The organism is Vogesella amnigena (assembly GCF_042648905.1).
Lineage (GTDB): Bacteria > Pseudomonadota > Gammaproteobacteria > Burkholderiales > Chromobacteriaceae > Vogesella > Vogesella amnigena.
Genome location: NZ_JBHRYH010000021.1, coordinates 157,150 through 170,781 on the forward strand (window position 1 = coordinate 157,150; position 13,632 = coordinate 170,781).

Genomic DNA, 13,632 nt, shown 5'->3' on the forward strand with positions numbered 1-13,632 from the left:
AAGAAATCACACCCATCCGCTCTGGAGTTAGAACGGTAGCGACTTGCCCCAATCCCGTTGGCGCGAGCCGTGTAAAACGGTATGCCCCAGGTTTTAAGCCACCGCATGTTTGAGCCGCGCGACGCTAGCGCGCGGCGAGTTCGGTGGCGCCTGGGGCTTGCCGTTTTGCACGGGGTTTCGAGCAGCCCCAGATAGAGCCAGCCGGAGCCGGGGATTGTTAAGGGGGCCGCGGTGGCCCCCTTAACCTGTCCGCCGGGCGGAACCGGCATCAAAATCATCATCCGCGAAGCGGATTCAGCTAAGTGATCACCATTTAGCCGCAAGACCTTACAACCGGAACACCGCCACCGCCTCGTGCAGGCTGTCGGCATGCACGCTCAGCTGCTGAGAAGCACTGGCGGTGGCATCCACGCTACCCTGGTTGGCCTCGGTCATCGCCGAGATCACCTCGGCGCGCTGCGCGATGTCGCGCACCGCCAGCTGTTGCTCGTTCAGCGCCAGCGCCACCGAGTCGATGTGGGCGCTGATGCGGCGGGCATTGTCGCGGATGCCGCTGATGGCATCACTGGCAAGCCGGCTCTGTTCCACGCCATCTCGGGTAGCCTCCACGCTGGTCTGCATCGAGCCGACGACGGCCTGCATGCCCTGCCCCAGCGCGTCGATCTGGCCGCTGATGTCCACCGTAGCCTGGCTGGTGCGCTCGGCCAGCTTGCGAACTTCGTCCGCCACCACCGCAAAACCGCGGCCGCTTTCGCCGGCGCGTGCTGCCTCGATGGCGGCATTCAGTGCCAGCAGATTGGTCTGCTCGGCGATACCGTGAATGGTCTGGGTAATGTTGGCGATGGTATCGGCCTGCTGACGCAGGCCATCCAGCGCACTTGCCGCTGCCGCCACATGGTCGGCCATGGCGTGGATATCGTTGGCCGCATGATGGATCAGGCCGGCGCAATCCACCACCGCGCCATCGGCGCTATGCGCCTCCTGCTGCACCTGGCTGATCTGCTCGCCCAGCTGGCCGATGCTCTGCAGCACCTCTTCCACCGACACTGCAATGGCCCGCGAAGCCTCGCCCTGGGTGTGCGATGCCTGCTGCACTTCGCGCGCCGACAGATTCAGCGCGCCGGCGTTACCGTGCATCTGCCCGGCCAGCTCGCGGATATGGCCGGTGATGCCGCGCAGCTTGTCCTGCATGTCCACCAGTGCCCCCAGCAGGCTGTGCTCGCGCCCGGCCGGCACCGTCAGCGTCCGGCTCAGGTCGCCGGCGGCGATGTGCCGCGTCTGCCGCATCGCTTCCACCGGCTCGCCGCCCAGGGTACGGAACACCCGGCGATACAGCACCACCCCGCCAGCCAGCACCAGCATGATCAGCAATGCACTGGCCAGCAGCAGGCCCAGCCCCACATCGTGCAGCAGCTGCTCGCTCTGTGTCACCACCGCAGCGTTGTCCGCCTCCACCTGCTGCTGCAGTTGCTGCAGGGCCTGGGTCAGCGCCTCGGCACGATCATCAAAACCACTCCCCGGTGCTTTCATCAGCTGGTTGCCGGCTTCACGCCCCCCGGCGATATAACTTTCCGCCATCTGCTGGCCAACACGGTAAAAGGTGTCCAGCGCCTGGCGCACGCTGCTCAGCCGGGTTTGCAATGCCGGTGCCAGCGCCGCCATATCCTGCAGCTGCTGCACGCCGGCGCGGTAATGCTCTGCCGCGTCGCCAAAACCGTCACGATCGGCCGTGGCGCTGACATCGGTCAGGTATTGCTGGATCTGCACCACGTGATAGCGCAGTGCCTGCATGTCGTCCTTCACCCGATTACTGACCTGATGCTCCTGGCGGCTGTTGTCCAGCAGCAGGTTGATACTGAACGAGGTTGCGCCGCCCATCAGCAGCAGCATGGTAACGGTGACGGCAATGAAGGAAAGCAGCAGCGGCCGCAGTTGGCGAAACGAAGAAGTAGGCATGAAGCAATCACGGCAAGAATCACGATGACCACATTGTTGCAGCGCAATAACCAAGACACAATCTTAAACAAACTGTTTGTTTGCTAATTATCAAATGCTTAATAGTTTCGTTAAATTTTGCCAATGAAAAACGGCCAGTGCTGTAAGCACTGGCCGTGACCTGACGGTATGTGGCAGTCGCTAGTGCTGCAGGCCGCGCTTCACCCGCCGCATCCCCAGCCACACACTGCCAGCCACCACCGGTATTGCCAGGCCGGTAAGCAGCTCCACGTTCAGATGCAGGCCAGCGGCCTTGCCGGCCTTGAACAGATAGCCCAGCAGCCCCACCGCGTAGTAGGTAAGCACCCCCACCGACAGCCCTTCCACCGTTTCCTGCAGCCGCAGTTGCAGCGCGGCGCGGCGATCCATGCTGGCCAGCAGCGCACGGTTCTGCTCCTCGTGCACCACCTCCACCCGCGTGCGCAGCAGCGCTGTACTGCGCTGCAGGCGGGTCATCAGCCGTTCCTGACGGCGCACCGCGGTGGCGCAGGTTTCCATCGCCGGCCCCAGCCGCCTCTCCATGAATTCGTGGAATGGCTGCAGGCCGGACAGGCGGCGCTCGCGCAGTTCGTCGATGCGGCGGCCTACCAGCTGGTAGTAGGCGCGTGCGGCGGCGAAACGGTACTGGCTTTGCGCAATCAGCTGTTCGCCCTGTGCCGACAGATCGGTGAGCTCGTCCAGCATGCTGGCATCGTGGCCCTGCTGCTGCGACATGCGCAGTGTCACCCGCCGCAGCTGGGTACCCAGCCGGTCCAGCTCGCGCATCTGGCGCTTGGCTTCCGGCAGCGCCAGCAGCGCCAGCAGGCGATAGGTTTCCATTTCGAACAGGCGCTGCACCATGCGCCCGGATTGCGACGGCCCCATGTCGCGGTCGATCAGCACGAAACGGCTGAAGCCCTCGGCCAGTCGCGGGTCCGGGTGCAGGCGCAGGTCGGTGTAGGCCACGCCATTGCCGTCGCCGATCTCGGCGCCGATCAGGTCATGGCCGCCGAACCAGCGCTGCGAAATTTCCGCCGCCGGCGCCTCCTGGTCGGCGGGCAGCAGCACGGCATGGGTGGCAACCATCACCTCCCCCGGCAATGCGGCCAACCAGTCGGCCGGCAGCCGGTCCAGTGCGGTGCGCTCGAACGGCTCGACAAAATCGCCGCTGAGAATGAAAGAGTAGCGGGCGAACTCGGTGTGCAGTGCCCAGCGCACGGTAAGGTCGCCGGCCACGCCGGTGTAGTGCACCTGGCCGTCGTCCGGCACCGCCACACCCAGCCGGCGGGCCAGGTCGTGCATGGCGGCGCGCTGCTCCAGCTCGGCGTCATCGAAAAACAGCGTAAGAGTAGAAATGCGCGCCGGTGACGGAATCGCCACCGGCGGCCGCGCGTGGGCCTCGTCATTGAGGCTGCGGCGCAGCGGATGCGTGTTAAGGCTGATCATGTTTCCGGTATCCCTGGTAGCCGAGCCAGTTGACTATTGATTGCATCCTGGCTCGATACAGCTCTGCGGCTGTTGGCGGGCAGCTTACCTGTGCCAGTGCCAGGGCAACAAGCGCACCAGCTAACGAAAGTCTAGCCAGTGGCAATGACAGCTGAATGGCACAGGCAACAAAGGCCCGCTCAGGGCTTGTGATGACGCAGCAAACGCTGCAATGCCTGCTTGACCACCGGGTTGCCCACTTCGTCGGCAGCACGGCTGAAGGCATCGATACCGGCACGCGACAGGGAAAAGGATTTTTGCCGCACCGGCTTGGGTGGGGTGGGCAGCACCTTCACCCGCAGGCTAGTCAGCGGGTAACCCTGCCGCGCCAGCGGCGCCACCACGCTATTGCCCAGCAGGCGCAGCCGCGCCGCCACGGTGCTGTTATGGGCGAATACCACCAGCTCGCCGCCGCGCACGCATGCCACCTGGCATTGCTCGCCCAGACGCCCCGGCAGCAGGCGCTTGAAGGCGCGATCCAGCTGCAGGATGGCCTGGGCGGCGGCGGTAAGATCCGCCAGCTGCTTGTCTTTGCCGGTGAAGTGGCTGAGAGGATGGCTGCTCATGTGCTACAAGAGGAAACAATTGACCGGCAGTGTAGCGCAAAAGCCCGGCAGCCGGCGCAAAGCGCCTCGCCGGGCCTGACCAATGGCACAGCTCTTGATTAGCTGCAAAGTCGCCCCCATTAACTGGGGATTCGCCTGTGTTAAACTTTGGCCCATTTTTCGATTCGGCCGTTGGCCGCTGGATGTCCACAAGATGATTTCGTCGCTTCTCAAGAAAGTATTCGGCAGCCGCAACGATCGACTGCTCAAGCAGTACCGCCAGGTTGTCACCCGCATCAATGGCATGGAAGACGCGATGAAAGCGCTGTCTGACGCGCAGTTGGCCGCCAAGACCGCCGAATTCCGTGAGCGCCACGGCAAGGGCGAAAGCCTGGACGCGCTGCTGCCGGAAGCCTTTGCCGTCTGCCGCGAAGCCTCGCGCCGCGTGCTGGGCATGCGCCACTTCGACGTGCAGCTGATCGGCGGCATGGTGCTGCACGAAGGCAAGATCGCCGAAATGCGTACCGGCGAGGGCAAAACCCTGGTTGGCACGCTGCCGGTGTATCTGAACGCGCTGACCGGCAAGGGCGTGCATGTCATTACCGTCAACGACTACCTGGCCAGCCGCGACGCCGGCATCATGGGCAAGCTGTACAACTTCCTCGGCCTGTCCGTGGGGGTGAACCTGTCGCAGATGCCGCATGACCTGAAGCAGCAGGCCTACGCCAGCGACATCACCTACGGCACCAACAACGAGTTCGGCTTCGACTACCTGCGCGACAACATGGTGTTCAGCCTGGGCGAGAAGGTACAGCGCGAGCTGGCCTACGCGGTGGTGGACGAGGTGGACTCCATCCTGATCGACGAAGCCCGCACGCCGCTGATCATCTCCGGCCCGGCCGAGGACAACGTGGACATGTACCGCGCCATGAACTCGGTACCGCCGTTGCTGAAAAAGCAGGAGACCGAGGAAGGCGAAGGCGACTACTGGGTGGACGAGAAGGCGCACAGCGTACTGCTGTCCGAAGCCGGCCACGAGCATGCCGAGCAGATCCTGGCCCGCATGGGCCTGCTGGCCGATGGCGACAGCCTGTATTCCGCCAGCAACATCACCCTGATGCACCACCTGAATGCCGCGTTGAAGGCACATGCACTGTTCCATCTGGACCAGCATTACGTGGTGCAGGACGGTGAAGTGGTGATCGTGGACGAATTCACCGGCCGCCTGATGGCCGGCCGCCGCTGGTCCGACGGCCTGCACCAGGCGGTGGAAGCCAAGGAAGGCGTGCAGATCAACCGCGAGAACCAGACCCTGGCCTCGATCACCTTCCAGAACTACTTCCGCATCTACGGCAAGCTGTCCGGCATGACCGGTACCGCCGATACCGAAGCCTACGAATTCCAGAACATCTACGGCCTGGAAACGGTGGTGATTCCCACCAACCGCCCGATGGTGCGCAAGGACCATCAGGACAAGATCTACCGCTCGGCGCGCGAGAAGTACAACGCCATCATCCATGACATCAAGGAATGCGTTGAGCGCGGCCAACCGGTACTGGTAGGTACCACCAGCATCGAAAACTCCGAGCTGATGTCGCAGCTGCTGACCCAGGCCGACCTGCAACACAATGTGCTGAACGCCAAGGAGCACGCGCGCGAAGCCGAGATCGTGGTGCAGGCCGGCCGTCCGGGTGTGATCACCGTGGCCACCAATATGGCCGGCCGTGGTACCGACATCGTGCTGGGTGGCAACCCGGAACCGGAAATCAAGGCGGTGGAAGCCGACGAAGCGCTGAGCGAGGCCGACAAGGCCGCGCGCATCGAGGCGATCCGCAGCGAATGGAAAGCTCGCCACGAAGCGGTACTGAACGCCGGTGGCCTGTACATCATCGGTACCGAGCGTCACGAATCGCGCCGTATCGACAACCAGCTGCGCGGCCGTGCCGGTCGCCAGGGCGACCCGGGCGCCAGCCGCTTCTACCTGTCGCTGGAAGATCCGCTGCTGCGCATCTTCGCCGGCGACCGCGTGGCCATGATCATGGACAAGCTGAAGATGCCGGATGGCGAGGCCATCGAGCACCCGTGGGTATCGCGCTCCATCGAAAACGCGCAGCGCAAGGTGGAAGGCCGCAACTTCGACATCCGCAAACAGCTGCTGGAATACGATGACGTGGCCAACGATCAGCGCAAGGTGATCTACCAGCAGCGCAACGAGATCCTGGAAGACAGCGATGTCTCCGCCATCGTCACCAATATGCGCGAGAGCGTACTGTCCGACCTGGTAGACCTGCACCTGCCGCCGGAATCGATGGAAGAACAGTGGGATCTGCCGGGCCTGGAACGTGCACTGGAAGCCGAATTCCTGCTGCAGGCCCCGGTAGCGCAATGGCTGCAGGCCGAGCCGACACTGGATATTCCGGACATCAAGCAGCGCATCCTGGACCAGGCTGCCGCCAGCTACGCCGAGAAAGTGGAACTGGTGGGCGCCGAGCAGATGGCGCAGTTCGAGCATGGCCTGGTACTGCAGATGCTGGACAACACCTGGCGTGAACACCTGGCAGCCATGGATCACCTGCGTCAGGGCATCCACCTGCGCGGCTACGCGCAGAAGAACCCGAAGCAGGAATACAAGCGCGAAGCCTTCGAACTGTTCTCCGCCATGCTGGACCGTATCAAGCACAGCGTGGTCAGCGTGTTGATGACCGTGCAAGTGCGCAGCGATGCCGACATGGACGCCGTGACCCCGCACGAAGTGGCAGGCATGGAAATGCACCACGATGCGCTGCTGCCGGATGCCGAAGCGGAAGGCAACCCGTACTCGCCGGAAGCACTGGCAGCACAGGGCATCCGCGTTGGCCGCAACGACCCCTGCCCGTGCGGCAGCGGTCAACGCTACAAACAGTGCCACGGCAAGCTGGCCTAAAACGCTGACTGTCCAGCAAACCGCCAACCGAGGTTGGCGGTTTTTTGTTGCTGCCAGGAAACCATGCCCAACCTCCCCGCCTCCAGCTGGCCTGCCATATTGCTGCTGGCCGCCGCCAGCCTGGCATTGCTAGGCGCGCAGCGCCGCTGCGGCCTGCTGCTGCTGGCGATCAGCCTGCCGACAGCGCTGTGGGGCGGCTGGATGAGCCTCTCCGCGCTGCCGCCACTGCTGCTGGCCGCCGTGCTGCTACCGCGCCAAGGGCTACGGCCTGGCCCTGTTACGCTGGCCGTATTGTGGCTGCTGGCCCTGGCGCTGGGGCTGCACCTGCTGCCCGGCTTTGCCAGCAAGACGCTGTGGCAGGGGCAGCTGGCAGTGGACAGCAGCCCCTACCTGCTGCGCTGGAGCCTGGACAAGCTACTGGCTGGCTGCCTGCTGCTCCTGCTCTATCCGGAGTGGCGTCCAGCTTGCGGCCAACGTTGGCCGCAACTGTTGGCCGCCACCCTGTTGCTGGCACTGGCCGCCATAGCCGCGCTGTTGCTGGGGCTGGTACGTATCGATATGAAATGGCCGCAGTGGTGGCCTTACTGGCTGGCTGGCAACCTGCTGCTCACCAGCGTGGCGGAAGAAGCATTGTTCCGCCGGGCGCTGCCACAGCTACTACCCGCAGCCTGGCCCCCGTTGCAACGAATAGTGGTCTGCAGCCTGTTGTTCGGTCTGGCCCATGCCGCCGGTGGTCCGGCATGGGTGCTGTGCGCAGCCATCGCCGGCATGGCCTATGCACTGATCTATCGTGCCGGCGGCTGGCTGGGCTGGGCCATCCTCACGCATGTCGCCTTCAACAGCCTGCACCTGGCGCTGCTGAGTTATCCGCAGTTGCAATAGACCCCAGTGCTCGGCTGCCGCAGCATGAAAAAACCCCGCCGCAGCGGGGTTTTGCACACAGGGTCAGCCTTGCCGGCTTACACCAGCAGGCAGGAGCTCTGCGAGGCGTCGCTGACGCGATGCAGCACGATGTCTTCCTTGCCGCAACGTTCCTGCGCCAGCGGGCAACGGGTGCGGAACACGCAGCCGGACGGCGGGTTCATCGGGCTGGGCAGGTCGCCTTGCAGGATCTGGATCTGCTTGTTCTTTTCCAGCTTCGGGTCCGGAATCGGAATCGCCGACAGCAGTGCGCGGGTGTACGGGTGGCTCGGGGCGTCGTACAGCGCGTGCTTCTCTGCCAGCTCCATCTCCCGGCCCAGGTACATCACCAGGATGCGGTCGGAGATGTGCTTCACCACTGCCAGATCGTGGGCGATGAAGATCAGCGCCAGGCCCATTTCGCGCTGCAGATCCTTCAGCAGGTTGATGATCTGCGCCTGGATGGATACGTCCAGCGCCGAAACCGGCTCGTCACAGATGATCAGCTTGGGCTCCAGGATCAGCGCGCGGGCGATGCCGATACGCTGGCACTGACCGCCGGAGAACTCGTGCGGGTAGCGGTTGATCATCTGCTCGCGCAGGCCGACCTTGCCCATCATGGCACGCACACGCTTGTCCACCTCGGCGGCGGACAGCTCCGGGCGATGCACGCGCAGCGGCTCGCCGATGATCTGGCCGATGTTCATGCGCGGGTTCAGCGACGCCAGCGGATCCTGGAAGATCATCTGGATGTCCTTGCGCACCGCCAGCCAGTCCTTGTCGCTGCCTTTGCGCAGGTCCTTGCCCATCCACACGATTTCGCCGGATTTTGCCGGGTGCAGGTTGAGGATGGCGCGGGCCAGGGTGGACTTGCCGCAGCCGGATTCGCCGACCACGCCCAGGGTTTCACCGGCGTACAGGTCGAAGCTGACGCCATCGACCGCTTTCAGGGTTTTCTTCGGAGTCCACGGCCAGGCGTTGCTGCTCTTCACCTGGAAGTGCACCTTGACATCGCGGACCGACAGGATGGGCTGGCGCTCAGACATGTGCCTTCTCCTTGATGATCTGCAGTTCGGCTACCGGCTTGTGACAGGCACGCAGCACGGACGGATTGTTGCTGGCGGCTTCCAGCGCCGGCAGTACTTCGGCGCAGTGGGCGTTGGCATGGGCGCAGCGTTCGGAGAACGGGCAGCCCTTGGGCATGTGCGCCATGTTCGGCGGGTTGCCGGGAATGCTCACCAGGGTATCGCCCTCGTGGTCCAGGCGCGGCAGCGCGCCCAAGAGGCCGATGGTGTACGGGTGGCTGGGGCGGTAGAAGATGTCGTCGGCCTTGCCGTACTCCATCACGCGGCCACCGTACATCACCATCACTTTTTCGCACAGGCCGGCTACCACGCCCAGGTCGTGGGTAATCATCACGATGGCGGTGCCGAAGTCACGCTGCAGGTCCTTCAGCAGGCTGAGGATCTGCGCCTGCACGGTCACGTCCAGTGCGGTGGTGGGTTCGTCGGCAATCAGCACTTCCGGCTCGCACAGCAGTGCCATGGCGATCATCACGCGCTGGCGCATGCCACCGGAAAACTCGTGCGGGTACATGTCGATGCGGCGTGCGGCTTCCGGAATGCGTACCGCTTCCAGCAGCTCGATGGCACGCTTCTTCGCCTCGCGACGGGTCATGCCCTTGTGCAGCTGTAGCACCTCGGTCATCTGGCGCTCTACCGTCAGATAGGGGTTCAGCGAGGTCATCGGGTCCTGGAAGATCATCGACAGGCGGTCGCCGCGGATCTTGTTCAGTTCCTTCGGGCTCATCGTCAGCAGGTTCTTGCCGTTGTACAGCGCCTCGCCGGTGGCTTTGCCGTTCTTGGCCAGCAGGCCCATCATCGCCAGCACGCTCTGGCTCTTGCCGGAGCCGGATTCACCAACGATACCCAGGGTCTGGCCCTTTTCCAGCTCGAAGTTCACTCCGTTGACGGCATACACATAGCCATCGGGGGTCTGGAACTGCACCCCCAGGTCTTTTACTTGCAACAGGCTCATGGTGTGCTCCTCAACGATCCTTCGGGTCCAGCGCGTCGCGCATGCCATCGCCAATGTAGTTGGCGCAGTACAGGGTGATGGACAACATGGCTGCCGGGAACAGCAGGATCCACGGTGTGGTTTCCATCACGCCGGTGCCGTCTTCGATCAGCACGCCCCAGCTGGTCATCGGCTCCTGCACGCCCAGGCCCAGGAAGGACAGCACCGACTCGGTCAGGATCACGCCCGGCACGGTCACGGTGGTGTAGATCACCACGATGCCCAGCAGGTTCGGCACCACGTGGCGGAAGATGATGCTGCTGGTGGATACACCGATGGCGCGTGCCGCCTCGATGTACTCCTTGGACTTGATGGACAGCGTCTGGCCACGCACCACGCGCGCCATGTCCATCCACGAGAACACGGTGATGGTCAGCACCACCAGGTAGAACTCGCGGCCCAGCAGGGTCACCATCAGGATGGCGATCAGCAGATAGGGCACGGCGTACATCATGTCCACCAGGCGCATCATGATGGTATCCACCTTGCCGCCGAGGAAGCCGGCAGTGGCGCCCCAGATAATGCCGATGGTCACCGAGGCGATAGTGGCCAGGAGGCCCACCATCAGCGAGATGCGGCCGCCGATCAGGCAGCGCACCAGCAGGTCGCGGCCCAGCTCATCGGTACCGAAGTAGTGACTATTGAGCATGGTAGGCGCCAGGCTCATCGCATCCCAGTCGGTATCTTCATAGCTGTGCGGCAGCACCATCGGGCCGAAGATACAGGCCAGGGTGATCAGGGTCAGGAAAATCAGGCTGACTACGGCAGCCTTGTTGCGGAAGAAGCGGTCGCGGGCATCGCGCCACGGACTGCGGCCGTCCACGGCCACGTTGGCCGCAATGGCTTCGGCCACGGCTTGCTGTTTTTTACGGGACAACATGTTGGGTATTCCTCGTAGCGCTTAGTAGCGAATCTTCGGATCAAGCAGGGCGTAGGCCAGGTCAACCAGCAGGTTGAGCACCACGGCCACCACGGTTACCAGCACCACCAGACCCAGCACCAGGGTGTAGTCGCGGTTGGCCGCACCGTTCACGATCAGCTTGCCCAGGCCCGGCAAGGAAAACACCGACTCGGTCACCACCGCGGAGGTGATGGAGGAAATCGCCAGCGGCCCCAGCACCGATACCACCGGCATCAGCGCCGGCTTCAGCGAGTGACGGAACACGATGGTACGCAGCGGCAGGCCCTTGGCCTTGGCGGTGCGGATGAAGTTGGAGTTCAGCACTTCGATCAGGCTGCCACGCATCACGCGGCCGATGGTGGACACGTTGATGAAGGTGAGCAGCGCCATCGGCAGCAGCATGTAGGCCAGCTGGAAATCGTTCCAGCCACCGGCCGGCGATACCTTCAGCCAGATGGCGAACACCATGATCAGTACCGGGCCGATGATGAAGGACGGGAAGGCACTGCCCAGGTTGCCGATCAGCATCACCAGGTAATCGATGATGCTGTTCTGGCGCAGCGCGGCAATGATGCCGAGACCGACACCGATGAACACCGAAATCAGCAGCGAGCCGCCGCCAATGGCCAGCGATACCGGCAGCGCATTGGCCACCAGGTCGTTCACGCTCCAGTCGGCGTAGCGGAAAGAGGCGCCCAGGTCACCCTGCAGCAGGCTCTTCAGGTAATAGAGGTATTGCTGCCACAGCGGCAGGTCCAGGTGATACTTGGCCTGCAGGTTGGCCAGCACGGCTTCGGACACCTTGCGTTCGGTATCGAACGGGCCGCCCGGGGTGGCGTGCAGCATCAGGTAACAGACAGTGATGACGAGCAACAGCGTGGGTATCGTCATCAGTACGCGGCGAAAAGCGTAAGACCACATATCAGGGAGACTCCAAGTCGGGGAGGGAGTTCGTCTGGTCGGTGCGAGTGCGTGCAAGCACCCGCCTGTCTCTTGTGGGGACAGCCGGCACCAGACTCACCGACAGCACTACTAACAACTATAAGCCGGGCTTCCGTGGTACGGGGCCCGGCCTTGGCGGACAGGGGAGGTCACCCTCCCCCACGACATCACGCGCTTAGTGCTTGATGATGTACAGGTCCTTGTTGCGGTAACGATCCATCGGGTTCTTGGTGGAGTAACCACCAACGTAGGACTTCACCAGACGCGGTACGGTGTACTGCAGCAGCGGGATCATCGGGTAGTCATCCATGATCATCTTGGTAGCCTGGGTCAGCAGTTGCTTGCGCTTGGCGGCATCCTTGGACTGGTTGCCCTGCTTGATCAGCTCTTCTGCCTTCGGGTTGCAGTTGCCGTTGTCGTTCTGGTCGTTGCCGCACTGCACCAGCGCCAGGAAGGTGGTGGCGTCGTTGTAGTCGGCTACCCAGCCGTTACGGGCGATCTGGTAGTCACCGTCATGGCGCTTCTTCAGCAGCACCTTGAACTCCATGTTTTCCATCTCGGTATCCAGGCCGAGCTTGGACTTCCACTCGGAAGCGGCGAAGATCGCCATCTTCTTGTGGTATTCACTGGTGTTGTAGGTGAACTTGATCTTGGTGCCCGGCTTCACGCCTGCAGCTGCCAGCAGCTTCTTGGCTTCGGCAACGCGCTGCGCCATCGGCCACTTGGCCCAGTCGTAAGTGGTCACGTCGGCACCGGCGGTACCACGCACCACTACGCTGTAAGCCGGAACCTGGCCGTCAGCAGTGATCTTGGAGGACAGGATGTCGCGGTCGATGACCATGGACAGCGCCTTGCGTACGCGGATGTCCTTCATCATCGGGTCCTTGGCGTTCAGACCGTAGTAACGCAGGCCCAGCATCGGGGCATTGCGGATATCTTTCGGCAGTTCGGCCTTGTACTTCTCGTAGGTGCCCGGGGGCAGCTGGTATACCCAGTCGTTTTCGCCGGACTGGAACAGTTTCACGTCGGCGAAACCGTCTTCAACCGGCAGGTAGGTTACCTTGTTCAGCTGTACGTTGGCCTTGTCCCAGTATGTCGGGTTCTTTTCGATGACCAGCTTGCTGTTCACCATCCACTCTTTCAGCACGAAGGCGCCGTTGCTTACCAGCTTGCCCGGCTTGGTCCAGTCCTTGCCGAACTTCTCGATAGCGGCTTTCGGTGCCGGGCCCAGCTGGGTGTTGGACACCAGCTCCGGCATGAAGGCTACCGGGTACGGGGTCTTGATTTCCAGGGTGTACTTGTCGATTGCCTTGACGCCGACTTCGCTCAGCGGCTTCTTGCCTTCGGCGGCTTCCTGGCCGTTCACCAGGAAGATGCCGTAGGTGGTGGCGTACGGAGATGCAGTTTTCGGATCCAGGAAGCGGCGGATGCCGTAAACGAAGTCGTCAGCGGTAACGTTGCCGCCATCGGACCACTTGGCGTTCTTGCGCAGCTTGAACACCCAGGTAGTCGGATCGGTCTGTTTCCAGGACTCGGCTACACCCGGTACTACCTTGCCATCGGCGTCGGTAGCAGTCAGACCTTCGAACAGGTCACGGGCAATGTTGTTGGCGCCAACGGATTCGGCCAGGGCCGGGTCCAGGGATTCGGCTTCGGAACCGTTGTTACGGATCAGTTCCTGCTTGGCAGCCAGTTGTACACCAGCCGGCACCTTGGCGGCCAGGGCGCTCGGGGCAACCAGGGCCAGGGCAACGGCGGAAGCTACTACGCTGATAGTCATCGCTTTTTTCATATTCTCCTGCTCTCCTTGAACAAGAAACGACCTGCTTGCCGCAGGTCGTTCTGAAAAACAATCTGTGTGGATACAGTACGCAAAGGCGAGGCCA

10 protein-coding genes are annotated in these 13,632 nt (G+C 63.0%); 2 read left to right on the forward strand and 8 right to left on the reverse strand.

What is annotated here, in order from left to right:
* Nucleotides 1-327: 327 nt before the first annotated feature.
* From ACFOKJ_RS10620 to ACFOKJ_RS10630, 3 genes are all read right to left on the reverse strand, one after another.
* Nucleotides 328-1,956 (reverse strand): methyl-accepting chemotaxis protein, encoded by a 1,629-nt coding sequence (locus tag ACFOKJ_RS10620; RefSeq protein ID WP_390279351.1) that lies wholly within the window; start codon nt 1,954-1,956, stop codon nt 328-330.
* Nucleotides 1,957-2,136: 180 nt separating this feature from the next.
* Entirely contained in the window at nt 2,137-3,420 is a 1,284-nt protein-coding gene (locus ACFOKJ_RS10625) for a DUF3422 family protein (RefSeq protein ID WP_390279353.1), read from the reverse strand.
* A gap of 179 nt (nt 3,421-3,599) precedes the next feature.
* Nucleotides 3,600-4,025, reverse strand: a complete 426-nt coding sequence (locus ACFOKJ_RS10630) for a DciA family protein (protein ID WP_390279355.1) — start codon at nt 4,023-4,025, stop codon at nt 3,600-3,602.
* Nucleotides 4,026-4,218: 193 nt separating this feature from the next.
* Here ACFOKJ_RS10630 and secA point away from each other — a divergent pair, with 193 nt between their 5' ends.
* Both secA and ACFOKJ_RS10640 read left to right on the forward strand, forming a co-directional pair.
* Nucleotides 4,219-6,927: a preprotein translocase subunit SecA gene (gene secA, locus ACFOKJ_RS10635; RefSeq protein WP_390279357.1), complete on the forward strand. Its 2,709-nt coding sequence runs from the start codon at nt 4,219-4,221 to the stop codon at nt 6,925-6,927.
* Nucleotides 6,928-6,990: 63 nt separating this feature from the next.
* The gene (locus ACFOKJ_RS10640) at nt 6,991-7,809 is read left to right on the forward strand and encodes a CPBP family intramembrane glutamic endopeptidase (RefSeq protein ID WP_390279359.1); all 819 of its coding nucleotides are present in this window, start codon (nt 6,991-6,993) and stop codon (nt 7,807-7,809) included.
* A gap of 77 nt (nt 7,810-7,886) precedes the next feature.
* Here ACFOKJ_RS10640 and oppF read toward each other — a convergent pair whose 3' ends face one another.
* The 5 genes from oppF to ACFOKJ_RS10665 form a co-directional block, all read right to left on the reverse strand.
* A complete protein-coding gene (oppF, locus tag ACFOKJ_RS10645; RefSeq protein ID WP_390279361.1) occupies nt 7,887-8,873 on the reverse strand; it encodes a murein tripeptide/oligopeptide ABC transporter ATP binding protein OppF in 987 nt (328 codons plus the stop codon).
* Entirely contained in the window at nt 8,866-9,864 is a 999-nt protein-coding gene (locus ACFOKJ_RS10650; RefSeq protein ID WP_390279363.1) for an oligopeptide/dipeptide ABC transporter ATP-binding protein, read from the reverse strand. The genes oppF and ACFOKJ_RS10650 overlap by 8 nt, the downstream gene beginning before the upstream one ends.
* A 10-nt stretch (nt 9,865-9,874) precedes the next feature.
* The gene (locus ACFOKJ_RS10655) at nt 9,875-10,783 is read right to left on the reverse strand and encodes an ABC transporter permease subunit (protein ID WP_390279365.1); all 909 of its coding nucleotides are present in this window, start codon (nt 10,781-10,783) and stop codon (nt 9,875-9,877) included.
* 21 nt (nt 10,784-10,804) lie between these two features.
* Nucleotides 10,805-11,725 carry an ABC transporter permease subunit gene (locus tag ACFOKJ_RS10660; protein WP_390279366.1) on the reverse strand — a complete coding sequence of 307 codons (921 nt, stop codon included), beginning with the start codon at nt 11,723-11,725 and terminating at the stop codon, nt 10,805-10,807.
* 196 nt (nt 11,726-11,921) lie between these two features.
* Nucleotides 11,922-13,526: a peptide ABC transporter substrate-binding protein gene (locus ACFOKJ_RS10665; RefSeq protein ID WP_390279368.1), complete on the reverse strand. Its 1,605-nt coding sequence runs from the start codon at nt 13,524-13,526 to the stop codon at nt 11,922-11,924.
* Nucleotides 13,527-13,632: the final 106 nt, after the last annotated feature.